This window comes from Blastococcus sp. SYSU DS0828 (assembly GCF_054050975.1).
Genome location: NZ_JBJHAK010000007.1, coordinates 49365 through 65674, shown reverse-complemented (window position 1 = coordinate 65674; position 16310 = coordinate 49365). Strand labels below are relative to the sequence as shown.

Annotated in this window: 11 protein-coding genes; 7 read left to right on the top strand and 4 right to left on the bottom strand. The window is 70.0% G+C overall.

Annotation, left to right across the window (positions count from 1 at the left end; translation table 11 throughout):
- Positions 1-101: 101 nt before the first annotated feature.
- From nusG to ACI79Q_RS07700, 7 genes are all read left to right on the top strand, one after another.
- A complete protein-coding gene (nusG, locus tag ACI79Q_RS07730) occupies positions 102-1004 on the top strand; it encodes a transcription termination/antitermination protein NusG (protein WP_456599614.1) in 903 nt (300 codons plus the stop codon).
- Between the two features lie 50 nt (positions 1005-1054).
- Positions 1055-1486, top strand: coding sequence for a 50S ribosomal protein L11 (gene rplK / locus ACI79Q_RS07725; protein ID WP_456589081.1), 432 nt, complete (start codon positions 1055-1057; stop codon positions 1484-1486).
- A 135-nt stretch (positions 1487-1621) separates the two neighbouring features.
- On the top strand, positions 1622-2332 hold the full coding sequence (rplA, locus tag ACI79Q_RS07720) for a 50S ribosomal protein L1 (protein ID WP_456589080.1): 711 nt from the start codon (positions 1622-1624) through the stop codon (positions 2330-2332).
- 344 nt (positions 2333-2676) lie between these two features.
- Positions 2677-3291, top strand: a complete 615-nt coding sequence (gene rplJ, locus ACI79Q_RS07715) for a 50S ribosomal protein L10 (RefSeq protein ID WP_456589079.1) — start codon at positions 2677-2679, stop codon at positions 3289-3291.
- 17 nt (positions 3292-3308) lie between these two features.
- The gene (rplL, locus tag ACI79Q_RS07710) at positions 3309-3704 is read left to right on the top strand and encodes a 50S ribosomal protein L7/L12 (RefSeq protein WP_456589078.1); all 396 of its coding nucleotides are present in this window, start codon (positions 3309-3311) and stop codon (positions 3702-3704) included.
- A 716-nt stretch (positions 3705-4420) separates the two neighbouring features.
- Positions 4421-7927 (top strand): DNA-directed RNA polymerase subunit beta, encoded by a 3507-nt coding sequence (gene rpoB, locus ACI79Q_RS07705; RefSeq protein WP_456589077.1) that lies wholly within the window; start codon positions 4421-4423, stop codon positions 7925-7927.
- Positions 7928-8020: 93 nt separating this feature from the next.
- The gene (locus ACI79Q_RS07700) at positions 8021-11926 is read left to right on the top strand and encodes a DNA-directed RNA polymerase subunit beta' (RefSeq protein ID WP_456589076.1); all 3906 of its coding nucleotides are present in this window, start codon (positions 8021-8023) and stop codon (positions 11924-11926) included.
- Between the two features lie 215 nt (positions 11927-12141).
- Here the strand turns inward: ACI79Q_RS07700 and ACI79Q_RS07695 are convergent, their stop codons facing one another.
- The 4 genes from ACI79Q_RS07695 to ACI79Q_RS07680 all read right to left on the bottom strand — a co-directional run bounded on the left by ACI79Q_RS07695 (position 12142) and on the right by ACI79Q_RS07680 (position 16308).
- Positions 12142-13755, bottom strand: a complete 1614-nt coding sequence (locus tag ACI79Q_RS07695) for a solute symporter family protein (protein WP_456589075.1) — start codon at positions 13753-13755, stop codon at positions 12142-12144.
- Positions 13748-14119, bottom strand: a complete 372-nt coding sequence (locus ACI79Q_RS07690; RefSeq protein ID WP_456589074.1) for a DUF485 domain-containing protein — start codon at positions 14117-14119, stop codon at positions 13748-13750. Before ACI79Q_RS07690 ends, ACI79Q_RS07695 begins: the two co-directional genes overlap by 8 nt.
- A gap of 265 nt (positions 14120-14384) precedes the next feature.
- A complete protein-coding gene (locus ACI79Q_RS07685) occupies positions 14385-15914 on the bottom strand; it encodes a sodium/solute symporter (protein ID WP_456614497.1) in 1530 nt (509 codons plus the stop codon).
- A gap of 19 nt (positions 15915-15933) precedes the next feature.
- Positions 15934-16308, bottom strand: coding sequence for a hypothetical protein (locus ACI79Q_RS07680; RefSeq protein WP_456599616.1), 375 nt, complete (start codon positions 16306-16308; stop codon positions 15934-15936).
- Between the last annotated feature and the right edge of the window lie 2 nt (positions 16309-16310).

Genomic DNA, 16310 nt, shown 5'->3' with positions numbered 1-16310 from the left:
CGCCCCTGACATGGAAGAGACCCTGTGATCGAGCTTGCGAGATCACCAATGAGCGCAGCACCGTCGGTCACGACGCCGGCGAGCGCCACCGAGGAGAAGCAGTGACCGACCCCCGCGAGCCCTTCGAGACCGACAACGCGGTCGAGGGCACCGACCTGGACGACGCCCGCTTCGACGAGCGCGGCACCGCCGACGTCGAGACCGGCGCCGACGAGGCCGGTGCCGCCGAGGGCTCCAGCGACACCGCCGACCTCGCTGCGGGTGCCGCCATCTCCGACGGCGAGGTCGCCGACGCGACGCCGGAGATCGAGAGCGGTGACCCCGACACCCTCGCGACCGACCCGCAGGCCGCGCCCGCCCCGGACTCCGACGTCGCGGCGGAGGAGGACGAGGACCCGGTCGAGGCGCTCCGCAAGGCGCTGCGCATCGCCCCGGGCGACTGGTACGTCGTCCACTCCTACGCGGGCTACGAGAACAAGGTGAAGACCAACCTCGAGGCGCGCATCCAGTCCCTGGACGTGGAGGACTACATCTACCAGATCGAGGTGCCCACCGAGGAGGTCACCGAGATCAAGAACGGCAAGCGCTCGCAGGTCAACCGCAAGGTCCTGCCGGGCTACCTGCTGGTCCGCATGGAGCTCAACGACGAGTCGTGGGGGGCGGTCCGCAACACCCCCGGGGTCACCGGCTTCGTCGGTGCGACCTCCAAGCCCTCGCCGCTGACCATCGACGAGGTCGTGAAGATCCTCGCCCCGGCCGTCACGCCGCAGGCGCCGCGCGTCACCGAGGCCGCCGCCGCGAGCCCGGGCGGCGCCGCCGCCCCGACCGCCGTCGTCGACTTCGAGGTCGGCGAGTCGGTCACGGTCATGGACGGTCCGTTCGCCACGCTGCCCGCCACCATCAACGAGATCAACGCCGAACAGCAGAAGCTGCAGGTGCTGGTCTCCATCTTCGGCCGCGAGACGCCCGTCGAGCTCTCGTTCAGTCAGGTCCAAAAGATCTGACGGACGTGCCCCGAAGACTTCACCACCCAACCTGAACCGGAGAACAGAGCATGCCCCCCAGGAAGCGGTTGACCGCGGTCATCAAGCTCCAGATCAACGCCGGTGCGGCCACCCCCGCGCCGCCCGTCGGTCCGGCGCTGGGTCAGCACGGCGTCAACATCATGGAGTTCTGCAAGGCGTACAACGCCGCGACCGAGTCGCAGCGTGGGAACGTCGTCCCCGTGGAGATCTCGGTCTTCGAGGACCGGTCCTTCACCTTCGTCACCAAGACCCCGCCGGCCGCGCGCATGCTGCTCAAGGCCGCCGGTGTCGAGAAGGGCTCGGGGGAGCCGCACAAGACCAAGGTCGCCACGGTCACCCGTGACCAGGTCCGCGAGATCGCCCAGACCAAGATGGCCGACCTCAACGCCAACGACCTCGACCAGGCCGAGAAGATCATCGCCGGCACCGCCCGGTCGATGGGCATCACCGTCACCAACTGACCAGCAACGGCCTCGTTCCGAGGCTCGCCCCGAGCGTGCGAGGGGTGAGGAGAACGAGGTCCTTCATCAGTGGGAGGGCCACGCCAGGCCCGTTCACCACATGACCGGGGCACGAGCCCCCGGAGAGGACACACCATGGCGAAGCACGGCAAGAAGTACCGCGCGGTGGCCGAGAAGGTCGACCGCGACAACCTGTACAGCCCGCTCCAGGCCGCCACGCTGGCCAAGGACACGTCGACGACCGCCTACGACGCCACCGTCGAGGTCGCCATGCGCCTGGGCGTCGACCCGCGCAAGGCCGACCAGATGGTCCGCGGCACGGTCAACCTGCCCCACGGCACCGGCAAGACCGCCCGCGTCATCGTCTTCGCGACCGGTGACAAGGCCGCCGAGGCCGAGGCCGCCGGCGCCGACGTCGTGGGCTCCGACGACCTGATCGAGCGCATCCAGGGCGGCTTCCTGGACTTCGACGCGGCGATCGCGACGCCGGACCAGATGGCCAAGGTCGGCCGGATCGCCCGCATCCTCGGCCCTCGCGGCCTGATGCCGAACCCGAAGACCGGCACGGTGACCCCCGACGTCACCAAGGCCGTCAACGACATCAAGGGTGGGAAGATCAACTTCCGCGTCGACAAGCAGGCGAACCTGCACCTGGTGATCGGCAAGACGTCCTTCGACGAGGCCAAGCTGGTCGAGAACTACGCCGCTGCCCTCGACGAGGTCCTCCGCGCCAAGCCGTCCTCGGCCAAGGGTCGGTACCTCAAGAAGGTCACCATCTCCACCACGATGGGCCCCGGCATCCCGGTCGACCCGAACCGCACTCGCAACCTGACGGTGGACGAGTAGAAGGACCCCGTCCTCCCCGCCCTTCGCGAGCTCAGGGCGGGACCGGGACGGGGCCGTTCCAGGCCCGCACGACGGCCCCGCTGCGCACCCGCGCGGCGGGGCCGTCGGCGTATGGCGTACTCTTGTAGACGTTCCCCCCAAGACCGCTGGTCGTCGCACGTCCGCGTGCGATCGAAGGTCCCGGAGCTCCGGGCGACCCGCGCAGGAGGACGGTTCGATCGGCAGGCCTCCGCGCCTGCCCCTCGCCCCGTGCGCCCTGCGCCGGGGCGTTCCTCGTCTCCGGGCCTCTCGTCGCACGTCGTCGTGCAGCGTCCAGCAGTCGCCCGACAGACGAGAGGAGGCCCATGCCCACGCAGGCGAAGGCCGCGGTGATCGACGAGATCACCGAGCGGTTCCAGTCGTCCAGCGCGGCGGTGCTCACCGAGTACCGCGGGCTGACCGTGGCCCAGCTGACCCAGCTGCGCCGTTCCCTCGGTGAGGGCAGCAGCTACGCCGTCGTCAAGAACACCCTGACGAAGCGGGCGGCGGACCAGGTCGGTCACACCGACCTCGCCCCGCTGCTCAACGGTCCCACCGCCATCGCCTTCATCGAGGGCGACGTCGTCGAGGCCGCCAAGGCCATCCGCGACTTCGCGCGCACCAACCCGCTGCTCGTCGTCAAGGGTGGTGTCGTCGAGGGCCGCACCGTCAGCCCCGCCGAGGTCACCGCCCTGGCCGACGTCGAGCCGCGCGAGGTGCTGCTGGCCAAGCTGGCCGGCGCGATGAAGGGCAACCTGACCAAGGCCGCCGGCCTCTTCCAGGCCCCGCTGTCGCAGGTCGCCCGCCTGGCCGAGGCGCTCAAGGAGAAGAAGCCCGCCGAGGGCGCCGACTCCACCGCCGACGCCGCCGCGGACACCGCTGCTGCCGACACCACCACCCCCGACGCTGACGCCGCGGACGCCGCGGCCAGCACCGACTGACCCCAGAAGGAGACACCATGGCCAAGCTTTCCACCACGGAGCTGCTCGACGCGTTCAAGGAGATGACCCTCCTCGAGCTGTCCGACTTCGTGAAGCAGTTCGAGGAGACCTTCGAGGTCACCGCTGCTGCCCCCGTCGCCGTCGCGGCCGCCCCGGCCGCCGGTGGTGGCGGCGGCGACGCCGGTGCCGCTGCCGAGGAGCAGGACGAGTTCGACGTCATCCTCGAGAGCGCCGGCGACAAGAAGATCCAGGTCATCAAGGAGGTGCGCGGCCTGACCTCGCTCGGCCTCAAGGAGGCCAAGGACCTGGTCGACAACGCGCCCAAGCCGGTCCTGGAGAAGGTCGCCAAGGACGCCGCCGAGAAGGCCAAGGCCGCTCTCGAGGGCGCCGGCGCCTCCGTCACCGTCAAGTGACGCCCTCCCCGGCCTGAGCCGGGGAGCGCACCACCCCGCACAGGGGCCGTCCACCACCTGGAGGACGGCCCCTGTCGCATGTCCGGGTGGTTCCGCCGCCCAGGAGGGAGCGGGGGTCACGCAGACTCCGTGGCACGTGTGACCTCCGCCGGGCCAGTCGTGCGTGCAGACGGTGCCGACGGTGCAGGCCGCGCATGGTCACCATCGACGGCGAGTGGACGATCAGCGGGCTGGCGCTCACCGCCAGCTGAGTCCGGCCGCGTGCGCATCTCGTCGTCCGGCCGGCGAGGCCGCCGCCTCCGGCCGGCGAGGCCGCCGCCTCCGTGCGGGCCCGGGTGGGGCCGCCCCGGCAACCGGGCCGCTCGGCGTGGCGGTCCCACCGGAGCGGGATGGCTGACATCATGGATCCGCCGCACACCCCACCGGCCCGCCGGAGGGCCGCCCGTCCCGCGGATGTGGCGCCGCTCGCACCGGTGCCCCCGACGTGGACATCGCGCGCCACCAGGGGTAGGGTCTCCTGTTGCGCTGCCCTCTGACTGCCTGCCCGCCACAACGGGTCACGACGGGCGCCCGGGAATCCACCGGGCGATGCCCGCGCTGACCTGTCCGGCGAGCGATCGCGGCCGTCGCGGACAGCCTCGCCACCACCGACGACGACCCAGGACGACCCCGCAGCCCACCGCCCGCACGTCGTGAGGTCCTTGGAAGGACGCATCTTGGCAGGCTCTCGCCCCACCAGCATCACCCCCGGCACCACCGAGTCGGGTAACACCCGAACCACCCCGGTCACGCAGAACGGCCCCCGCACCGGCGAGGCCGACCAGCAGAAGATCCCCGGCGCGCCGCTGCGCGTCTCGTTCGCCAAGATCTCCGAGCCCCTCGAGGTGCCGGATCTGCTCGCCCTGCAGACCGCGTCCTTCGACTGGCTCGTGGGCAGCCCCGAGTGGCGGGCCACCCTCTCCCCCGAGGAGCAGGAGGCGGCCGTCGGTGGCCTCGCCGAGATCCTCGAGGAGATCTCCCCGATCGAGGACTTCAGCGGCTCGATGTCGCTGTCCTTCTCCAACCCGCGCTTCGAGGACGTCAAGGCGTCCCTCGAGGAGTGCAAGGACAAGGACATGACCTACGCGGCGCCGCTGTTCGTCACCGCCGAGTTCATGAACAACACCACCGGCGAGATCAAGAGCCAGACGGTGTTCATGGGCGACTTCCCGATCATGACGAACAAGGGCACCTTCGTCATCAACGGGACCGAGCGCGTCGTCGTGTCCCAGCTCGTCCGCAGCCCCGGCGTCTACTTCGACAAGACGCTGGACAAGACGTCGGACAAGGACGTCTTCAGCGCCAAGGTCATCCCCAGCCGCGGTGCGTGGCTGGAGTTCGACGTCGACAAGCGCGACACCGTCGGCGTCCGCATCGACCGCAAGCGCCGCCAGCCCGTCACCGTCCTGCTCAAGGCCCTCGGCTGGGGCGAGGACCGCATCCGCGAGCACTTCCAGTGGTCGCCCACGGTCCTGGCCACGCTGGAGAAGGACCACATCGCGGGGCAGGACGAGGCCCTGCTCGACATCTACCGCAAGCTGCGGCCGGGCGAGCCGCCGACGCGTGAGTCGGCGCAGGCGCTGCTGGAGAACCTGTTCTTCAACCCCAAGCGCTACGACCTGGCCAAGGTGGGCCGGTACAAGGTCAACAAGAAGCTGGGCGTCGAGGTGCCGCAGGGCACCCAGACGCTGACCGAGGACGACATCGTCGCCACCATCGAGTACGTCGTGCGCCTGCACGCCGGCGAGCCCGACCACGGCGTCGACGACATCGACCACTTCGGCAACCGCCGCCTGCGCACCGTCGGCGAGCTGATCCAGAACCAGATCCGGGTCGGCCTGTCCCGCATGGAGCGCGTGGTCCGCGAGCGGATGACGACCCAGGACGTCGAGGCGATCACGCCGCAGACCCTGATCAACATCCGGCCGGTCGTCGCCTCCATCAAGGAGTTCTTCGGCACCAGCCAGCTGTCCCAGTTCATGGACCAGACCAACCCGCTCGCGGGCCTGACCCACAAGCGCCGCCTGTCGGCGCTGGGTCCCGGTGGTCTGTCGCGTGAGCGGGCCGGCATGGAGGTCCGCGACGTGCACCCGAGCCACTACGGCCGGATGTGCCCGATCGAGACGCCGGAAGGCCCGAACATCGGCCTGATCGGCTCGCTGTCCTCCTACGGCCGGGTCAACGCCTTCGGCTTCATCGAGACGCCGTACCGCAAGGTCGAGAACGGCACCGTCACCGACCAGATCGACTACCTCACCGCCGACGAGGAGGACCGCTTCGTCGTCGCGCAGGCCAACAGCCCGCTCGACGCGCAGGGCCGCCTCGCCGAGGAGCGCGTCCTGGTCCGCACCAAGGGTGGCGAGGTCGACTACCTCGCCCCCGAGAACGTGGACTACATGGACGTCTCGCCGCGGCAGATGACCTCGGTCGCGACGGCGATGATCCCGTTCCTCGAGCACGACGACGCCAACCGCGCGCTCATGGGCGCGAACATGCAGCGGCAGGCGGTGCCGCTGCTGCGCAGCGAGGCGCCGCTGGTCGGCACGGGCATGGAGCTGCGGGCCGCCGTCGACGCCGGCGACGTGGTCGTGGCGGAGAAGGCCGGTGTGGTCGAGGACTCCACCGCCGACTACGTCACCGTGATGGCCGACGACGGCACCCGGCAGACCTACCGGCTGCTGAAGTTCCGCCGCTCCAACCAGGGCACCTCGGTCAACCAGACCCCGCTGGTCGACGAGGGGCAGCGGGTCGAGGTGGGCCAGGTCATCGCCGACGGGCCGTGCACCGACGAGGGCGAGATGGCGCTGGGGAAGAACCTCCTGGTCGCCTTCATGTCGTGGGAGGGCCACAACTACGAGGACGCGATCATCCTGTCGCAGCGCCTCGTGCAGGACGACGTCCTGTCCTCGATCCACATCGAGGAGTTCGAGGTCGACGCCCGCGACACCAAGCTCGGCGCCGAGGAGATCACCCGGGACATCCCGAACGTCTCCGAGGACGTGCTGGCCGACCTCGACGAGCGGGGCATCATCCGCATCGGGGCCGAGGTCGTCCCCGGCGACATCCTCGTCGGCAAGGTCACGCCCAAGGGCGAGACCGAGCTGACCCCCGAGGAGCGCCTGCTGCGGGCCATCTTCGGCGAGAAGGCCCGCGAGGTGCGCGACACGTCGCTGAAGGTCAAGCACGGTGAGTCCGGCAAGGTCATCGGCGTCCGCGTGTTCTCGCGCGAGGACGGCGACGAGCTGCCTGCCGGCGTCAACGAGCTGATCCGGGTCTACGTCGCCCAGATGCGCAAGATCTCCGACGGTGACAAGCTCGCCGGCCGCCACGGCAACAAGGGCGTCATCTCGAAGATCCTGCCGCAGGAGGACATGCCGTTCCTCGAGGACGGCACCCCGGTCGACATCGTCCTCAACCCGCTCGGCGTCCCCGGCCGCATGAACGTCGGCCAGGTCCTGGAGATGCACCTCGGGTGGATCGCCAAGCAGGGCTGGCAGGTCGACGGCGACCCGGACTGGGCGAAGAACCTGCCCGAGGCGGCGAGGTCGGCGGCGCCGGGCACCCGGACTGCGACGCCGGTGTTCGACGGTGCCAAGGAGGAGGAGATCGTCGGGCTGCTCTCGTCCACGATCCCGAACCGCGACGGCAAGCGGATGGTGCAGCCCACCGGCAAGGCGCGGTTGTTCGACGGCCGCTCCGGGGAGCCCTTCCCCGAGCCGATCGCCGTGGGCTACGTCTACATCCTGAAGCTGCTGCACCTGGTCGACGACAAGATCCACGCCCGCTCGACCGGCCCCTACTCGATGATCACGCAGCAGCCGCTGGGTGGTAAGGCGCAGTTCGGTGGCCAGCGCTTCGGCGAGATGGAGTGCTGGGCGATGCAGGCCTACGGCGCGGCCTACGCGCTGCAGGAGCTGCTCACCATCAAGTCCGACGACATCCTCGGCCGCGTGAAGGTCTACGAGGCCATCGTCAAGGGCGAGAACATCCCCGAGCCGGGCATCCCGGAGTCGTTCAAGGTGCTGCTCAAGGAGCTGCAGTCGCTGTGCCTCAACGTCGAGGTGCTCTCCGGCGACGGGCAGGCGATCGAGCTGCGCGACACCGACGACGAGGTCTTCCGGGCCGCGGAGGAGCTGGGCATCGACCTGTCCCGCCGCGAGCCGTCGTCCGTCGAAGACGTCTGATCGGTAGTCGGCCGGCCCTGAGCAACCGGGGCCGGCCGACCACCACTTCCAAGTCATAGAAGCGAAGCACTAGCCCCTGAAAGGGGTCACACCTTGCTCGACGTCAACTTCTTCGACGAGCTCCGCATCGGTCTGGCCACCGGCGACGACATCCGCCAGTGGTCGCACGGTGAGGTGAAGAAGCCCGAGACCATCAACTACCGCACCCTGCGTCCGGAGAAGGACGGTCTCTTCTGCGAGAAGATCTTCGGTCCCACCCGGGACTGGGAGTGCTACTGCGGTAAGTACAAGCGGGTCCGCTTCAAGGGGATCATCTGCGAGCGCTGCGGCGTCGAGGTGACCCGGGCCAAGGTCCGCCGCGAGCGGATGGGCCACATCGAGCTCGCCGCTCCGGTCACGCACATCTGGTTCTTCAAGGGTGTGCCGTCGCGGCTGGGCTACCTGCTCGACCTGGCGCCCAAGGACCTCGAGAAAATCATCTACTTCGCGGCCTACATGATCACCTCGGTCGACGACGAGGCGCGCCACCGCGACCTCCCGACCATCGAGGCCGAGATCAGCGCCGAGAAGTCCAACCTCGAGAGCCAGCGCGACGCGAACGTCGAGGCGCGCCAGCAGAAGCTCGAGGCCGACCTCGCCGAGCTGGAGGCGGAGGGCGCGAAGTCCGACGTCCGCCGCAAGGTGCGCGAGGGCGGCGAGCGCGAGATGCGCCAGCTGCGCGACCGCTCCCAGCGGGAGATCGACCGCCTCGACGAGGTGATGGACACCTTCCGCAAGCTCGAGGTCAAGCAGCTCATCGCCGACGAGGGCCTCTACCGCGAGCTGCGGGACCGCTTCGGTGAGTACTTCGAGGGCGGCATGGGCGCCGCGGCGCTGCAGAAGCTCCTCGCGGGCTTCGACCTCGACGCCGAGGCCGTCTCGCTGCGCGAGACGATCCGCAGCGGCAAGGGCCAGCGCAAGCTGCGCGCCCTCAAGCGGCTGAAGGTCGTCGCGGCGTTCCAGCAGACCCGCAACTCGCCCATGGGCATGGTGCTGGACTGCGTCCCGGTCATCCCGCCGGACCTGCGCCCGATGGTGCAGCTCGACGGTGGCCGCTTCGCCACCAGCGACATGAACGACCTGTACCGCCGGGTGATCAACCGGAACAACCGGCTCAAGCGACTGCTCGACCTGGGCGCGCCGGAGATCATCGTCAACAACGAGAAGCGGATGCTCCAGGAGTCCGTGGACGCGCTGTTCGACAACGGCCGTCGCGGCCGTCCGGTCACCGGTCCGGGCAACCGTCCGCTGAAGTCCCTGAGCGACCTGCTCAAGGGCAAGCAGGGCCGGTTCCGCCAGAACCTGCTCGGCAAGCGCGTCGACTACTCCGGCCGTTCGGTCATCGTCGTCGGCCCGCAGCTGAAGCTGCACCAGTGCGGCCTGCCCAAGCAGATGGCGCTGGAGCTGTTCAAGCCCTTCGTGATGAAGCGGCTGGTCGACCTCAACCACGCGCAGAACATCAAGTCCGCCAAGCGGATGGTCGAGCGCGCGCGCCCGGTCGTGTGGGACGTGCTGGAAGAGGTCATCACCGAGCACCCGGTGCTGCTCAACCGCGCACCGACGCTGCACCGCCTGGGCATCCAGGCCTTCGAGCCGCAGCTGGTCGAGGGCAAGGCCATCCAGATCCACCCGCTCGTCTGCACCGCGTTCAACGCGGACTTCGACGGTGACCAGATGGCGGTGCACCTGCCGCTGTCGGCCGAGGCCCAGGCCGAGGCCCGCATCCTGATGCTGTCGTCGAACAACATCCTGTCGCCGGCCGACGGTCGCCCGATCACCGCGCCGACCCAGGACATGGTGCTGGGCCTGTACCACCTGACGACCCTGGTGCCCTCGCGGCACGAGGCCGACGGTGGTCAGCCGGCGTCGTTCTCCTCGGCCGCCGAGGCGGTCATGGCCTACGACGTGGGCGCGCTGGGGCTGCAGGAGCGGGCCTACATCCGCCTCGACGAGGTGTTCGGCGTCGACAACGGCAAGGTCAACGAGGCCTGGGTGCAGCCCGAGGACTGGACCCCCGGTCAGCCGGCGCTGGTCGAGACCAGCCTGGGCCGGGTGCTGTTCAACGAGGCCCTGCCCGAGGACTACCGCTTCGTCAACTACCAGGTGCCGAAGAAGGAGCTCGGGGCGATCGTCAACGACCTCGCCGAGCGCTACCCCAAGGTGCAGGTCGCGGCGACGCTGGACGCCCTCAAGGCCGCCGGGTTCCGCTGGGCCACGCGGTCGGGCGTCACCATCGCCATCGACGACGTCGTCACACCGCCGGTCAAGCAGGAGATCCTCGACCGGCACGAGGCCGAGGCCGCGAAGATCGAGAAGCAGTACGAGCGCGGCGTCATCACCGACGCCGAGCGTCGTGGCGAGCTGATCGAGATCTGGACCCGCGCGCGGGCCGAGGTCAGCCAGGCGATGGTGGACAACTTCCCCACCACCAACCCGGTCTGGGTCATGGTCAACTCGGGCGCCCGAGGCAACATGATGCAGATCAGCCAGATCGCCGGTATGCGCGGCCTGGTCGCCAACCCGAAGGGCGAGATCATCCCGCGGCCGATCAAGGCCAACTTCCGGGAGGGTCTGTCCGTGCTGGAGTACTTCATCTCCACGCACGGTGCCCGCAAGGGTCTGGCCGACACCGCGCTGCGGACCGCCGACTCCGGGTACCTCACCCGGCGTCTGGTGGACGTCTCGCAGGACGTCATCATCCGCGAGGAGGACTGCGGTACCGACCGCGGCGTGATCATGCCGATCGGCACCGTCCTCGACGGTGTGGTGACGCGTGACCCGCACGTGGAGACCGGCGTCTACGCCCGCGCCCTGGCCGCCGACGTGGTGGCCGAGGACGGGACCGTCATCGCGCAGGCCAACTCCGACCTGGGTGACGTGCTGATCCAGGCGCTCATCGACGCCGGCGTCAGCGAGGTCAAGGTCCGTTGCGTGCTGACCTGCGAGTCGCTGCTCGGCACCTGCGCCACCTGCTACGGCCGGTCGCTCGCGACCGGCAAGTTGGTGGACGTCGGCGAGGCGGTCGGCATCATCGCCGCCCAGTCGATCGGTGAGCCCGGCACCCAGCTGACGATGCGCACCTTCCACACCGGTGGTGTCGCGGGTGAGGACATCACCCACGGCCTGCCGCGTGTGGTGGAGCTCTTCGAGGCCCGCGTCCCCAAGGGCAAGGCCCCGATCGCCGAGCTGGCCGGCACCGTCCGGATCGAGGACGGCGAGCAGTTCCGGAAGCTCACCATCACCCCGGACGACGGCTCCGACGAGGTCGTCTACGACAAGCTGTCGCGTCGCTCGCGGCTGCGGGTCGAGGACGGTGCCCACGTCGAGGTCGGCGAGCAGCTGACCGAGGGTGCGGTCGACCCGCACGAGGTGCTGCGGATCATGGGCCCGCGTGAGGTGCAGCTGCACCTGGTTCGCGAGGTCCAGGAGGTCTACCGCAGCCAGGGCGTGTCGATCCACGACAAGCACATCGAGGTGATCATCCGCCAGATGCTGAAGCGGGTGACCATCATCGACTCGGGCGCGACGGAGTTCCTGCCCGGTGCGCTGGTCGAGCGGACGATCTTCGAGACGGAGAACCGCCGCGTCGTCGCCGAGGGCGGCGAGCCGGCCTCGGCCCGTCCGGTGCTCATGGGCATCACCAAGGCCTCGCTCGCGACCGAGTCGTGGCTGTCGGCCGCCTCCTTCCAGGAGACGACCAAGGTGCTCACCGACGCCGCGATCCAGGGCAAGAGCGACAGCCTGCTCGGGCTCAAGGAGAACGTGATCATCGGAAAGCTGATCCCGGCGGGTACGGGGATCAGCCGCTACCGGAACATCGCGGTCGAGCCGACCGAGGAGGCGCGCGCCGCCGTGTACACGATGGCCGGCTACGAGGACGGGCAGTACTACAGCCCGGACGTCTTCGGGCAGGGCACCGGCGAGGCCGTCCGCCTCGAGGAGTACGACTGGCGGGGCTGACGGCCCCCCAGTAGCCGCTGAACGCCAGAGGCCCAGAACCTGCATGGTTCTGGGCCTCTGGCCTTTCCTGCAGCGGCAGCGGGCAGATCCCGGGACCCCGCAACGCGCGAGGCGCGCGCCCCCGCAGGGGACGCGCGCCTCGCAAGCGGATGGAACGGCCTGGCTCCAGGGGCCCGCGCCGAGCGGAGCGAGGTGCGGGGAGGAGCCAGGTCCTTCTAGTGGTCGACGGCCTTCTCCGCCCCGATGCCGGTGAGGGCCCGCACCTCGAGCTCGGCCCACTTGTCCTCGTTCGGCTTCTCCTTCGTGAGCACCGTGCCCAGGTAGCCGAGGAGGAACGAGGCCGGGATCGACACCAGGCCCGGGTTGCGCAGCGGGAAGAAGTCGAAGTTCCCGCCCGGGAACATCGAGGTCTCGGTCCCCGACACCACCGGGGAGAAGACGATGAGCCCGACGCAGATGATCAGACCGCCGTAGATGGACCACAGCGCGCCCTGGGTGGTGAACCGCTTCCAGAACAGCGTGTAGAGGATCGTCGGCAGGTTCGCCGAGGCGGCCACCGCGAACGCCAGCGCCACGAGGAAGGCGATGTTCAGCCCGGCGCGCAGCGCCAGGATGCCCAGGCCGATCGCGACGGCACCGATGACGACCGCGGTGATCCGGGCGACCTTGACCTCACCGTTCGGCGGGACGTCGCCCTTCTTGATCACCGATGCGTACACGTCGTGGGCGAACGACGCCGACGCGGTGATCGTGAGGCCGGCGACGACCGCGAGGATCGTCGCGAACGCGACGCCGGCGATGATGCCCAGCAGCACCGTGCCGCCGAGCTCGAAGGCCAGCAGCGGGGCGGCGGCGTTCACCCCACCCGGGGCCGCGACGATGCGCTCGGCACCGACCATGGCGCCGGCGCCGTAGCCGATGACCAGGCTGAACAGGTAGAAGATGCCGATCAGCCAGATCGCCCAGACCACCGAGGTCCGCGCGGCCTTCGCCGTCGGCACGGTGTAGAAGCGCATCAGCACGTGCGGCAGGCCGGCGGTGCCGAGCACCAGGGCCAGGGCCAGGCTGATGAAGTCCAGCCGGGTCGCGTCGCTGACGCCGTACTGCGCACCGGGGTTGAGCACCGACTCGTTGCCGGCGCTCTGCACCGCGCCGCCGAGCAGCGCCGACAGGTTGAAGCCGTACTCGCCGAGCACCCACAGCGTCATCACCAGCGCGCCGGCGATCAGCAGGCTGGCCTTGATGATCTGCACCCACGTCGTGCCGCGCATCCCGCCGACGAGGACGTAGAAGATCATCAGCGCACCCACGACGACGACGACCAGCGCCTCGGCCACCGGGCCGCTCACCCCGAGCAGCAGCGCCACCAGGCCACCGGCGCCGGCCATCTGGGCGAGCAGGTAGAACAGCGAGACCGCGAGCGTCGAGATGGCGGCGGCGGTGCGCACCGGCCCCTGCCGCATCCGGAACGCCAGCACGTCGGCCATGGTGAACCGGGCGGTGTTGCGCATCAGCTCGGCGACGAGCAGCAGCGCGACCAGCCACGCCACCAGGAAGCCGATGGAGTAGAGGAAGCCGTCGTAGCCGTAGATGGCGATGGCGCCGGCGATGCCGAGGAACGAGGCCGCCGACAGGTAGTCACCGGCGATGGCGAGGCCGTTCTGCTGACCGGTGATGGTGCGGCCTGCGGCGTAGTAGTCCGCCGCGCTCTTGTTGTTGCGGCTGGCCCGGAAGGTGATGGCCAGCGTGACGACGACGAACGCGCCGAAGATGGAGATGTTGATCGCCGGGTTGCCGATGGTGGCATCGGCGGCGAGCAGCTCAGGCACGGGTCGCCCCCTGGGTGTCGGTGTCGCCGCCGGCGGTCGCGTCGGGCGCGTAGTCGTGCGCCTCGAGACGCTCGCGCATCTCGTCGGCGATGGGGTCGGTGCGCTTGTTCGCGTGCGCCACGTAGAGGTGGGTGATCACGAAGGTGGTCAGGAACTGGGCGAGGCCGAACAGCAGGCCCACGTTCACGTTGCCGAACACCTGGGTCGACATGAAGTCCGAGGCGTACGTCGACAGCAGGACGAAGAGCAGGTACCAGACGATGAACGCGACCGTCATCGGGAAGGCGAAGCTGCGGAACCGCTTCTTCAGCTCGACGAACTCCGGGGAGTTCTGTGCGGCGCGGTACTCCTGCGGTGTCAGCAACCGTCGTTCGTCTGTCGGGGTCAACGTGTGGCCTCCAGGTCGGGATCAGGACCACCGTGGCCGAGCAACAGCGGCCAGGTGTGAGCGCTGTCACGTTAGGGAGCCGGCTCCCGGGAGGGCAGGGGACCGCGCAGACTCTGCGGTGAGCGGCGAGCACGCGTCGACGTACGGCACGTCCAGCGGGACGAACGGTCGCGCGGGGAGGCGCCGGTCACATCGGTCTCGTGACGGACGACGTCGCAGCACCGCGGCGACGCCTCGGCGATCACCGGGGGAGCGGACCGCGGTCCAGCAGCACCGCCTCGGGTGTGTGCAGCCTGGCCATGCTGCGGGCGGCGTGCCGGGGCAGGCGCCTGGGCGTGGCCAGCGAGACCACCGTCATCGTGAGGAACGCCAGCGGGACCGTCCAGGCAGCCGGCTGGACGAGCAGGGCGCCGGGCCAGCCGTCGGGAGCCAGTCCGAGCAGGGTGGCCAGCACCGCGAACCCGGCGCAGCCGCCACCGACGAGCATCCCGGCGATCGCGCCGGCGTCGGTGAGCCGGCGCCACCAGATGCCCAGCACCAGCAACGGGCAGAAGGTGGAGGCGGCGAAGGCGAAGGCGAGGCCGACGGCTCGGGCGACACCGACCCCTTCGGTCAGCAACGCGAGACCGAGGGGGACGACGACGGCCGTGACGGCCGCCGCCTGGAACGCGCGCACCCCGCGGAACCGGCGTCCCATCACGTCCTGGCTGATCACGCCGGCCACCGCGACGGTCAGCCCGGACGACGTGGACAGGAACGCGGCGAAGGCCCCGGCGGTGGTCAGGGCGGACAGCAGCTCACCCATCGTGCCGCTCAGCATCCGCGCCGGCAGCTCCAGGACCACGGTGTCGGTGCGGCCGCTGCTGATCAGGTCCGGTGTGTACAGCCGGCCCAGGCCGCCGTAGATCGGCGGCAGCACGTAGAACAGACCGAGCAGGGCCAGCACGAGGAGCGTCGTGCGGCGGGCCGCGATGCCGTCGGGGTTGGTGTAGAAGCGCACCACCACGTGGGGGAGCCCCATGGTGCCCAGGAACGTGGCGACGATGATCGAGTACGTCGTGTAGAGCTGGTGCCCGCTCCCGGCGAGCGGTGACGCCCACTCGTCCCCGGACCCACCCAGGTCCCCGGCGACGGCCGAAGCGGGGGAGGGGCCGCCGTCGCCGAGCCAGACGCCGGCCATGAAGAGCACCGGGAACAGCAGCGCGGTGAGTTTCAGCCAGTACTGGAACGCCTGGACGAAGGTGATGCTCCGCATCCCGCCGAACAGCACGTTGACCAGCACCACCGCCGCGACCAGCGCGCCGCCCAGCCACGGCTCGGTCCCGGTCGTGGTGGCCAGCGCCAGACCGGCGCCCTGGAACTGCGGCATCAGGTACAGCCAGCCGATCGCCACCACCAGCAGCGAGGAGAACCGGCGCACCGCCAGCGACTCCAGCCGGCTCTCGGCGAAGTCGGGCAACGTGTAGGCACCGGAGCGGCGCAGTGGCGCGGCGACGAACACCAGCAGGACCAGGTAGCCCGCCGTCCAGCCGACCGGGTACCACAGCATGTCGGTGCCGAACGCCAGCACCAGACCGGCGACACCGAGGAAGGAGGCGGCGGAGAGGTACTCCCCACCGATCGCCGACGCGTTCAGCCCCGGCCGCACCGTGCGGGAGGCGACGAAGAAGTCGCTGGTGGTGCGCGAGAACCGCCACCCGTAGGCACCGATCGCCAACGTGGCGACGACCACGACCGTGACGCCGGCGATGCTGTAGCCGGCCGCGGTCACGGCCGGCCGGTCCGGGGCGTCACGAGCGGTTCAGCACGTCGGTGAAATCCCGCTCGGTGCGTTCGGCGGCACGCACGTAGAGCCAGCCGACCAGGAACAGGAACGGGTAGACGGCGAACCCCAGCAGGAACCAGGGGAGCGGTACGGCGAGCACCTCGACCGCGGCGAGATCCGGCACCAGCCAGAAGACCAGGGGGATCCCACCGACGAACACGGCCAGGGCGGCCATCGTCAGCAGGGCCAGGCGCAGCTGGGAGCGCAGCAGCGACGTCACGTACACCTCGCCGAGGAGGGTCTGGTCGTCGATCTCCCGGGCAGCCGGGACCCGTTGCGCCCGCGCAGCCCCGGTGCGCGGGCTGGTGACGCGCACCCGGCGTGGGGTCGGGTCCGGCACCG

What these genes read in the sequence shown, in the direction of transcription:
- rplK (WP_456589081.1), top strand. Translation starts at nt 1,055, where the DNA reads ATGCCCCCCAGGAAGCGGTTGACCGCGGTCATCAAGCTCCAGATCAAC.
- rplA (WP_456589080.1), top strand. Translation starts at nt 1,622, where the DNA reads ATGGCGAAGCACGGCAAGAAGTACCGCGCGGTGGCCGAGAAGGTCGAC.
- rplJ (WP_456589079.1), top strand. Translation starts at nt 2,677, where the DNA reads ATGCCCACGCAGGCGAAGGCCGCGGTGATCGACGAGATCACCGAGCGG.
- rplL (WP_456589078.1), top strand. Translation starts at nt 3,309, where the DNA reads ATGGCCAAGCTTTCCACCACGGAGCTGCTCGACGCGTTCAAGGAGATG.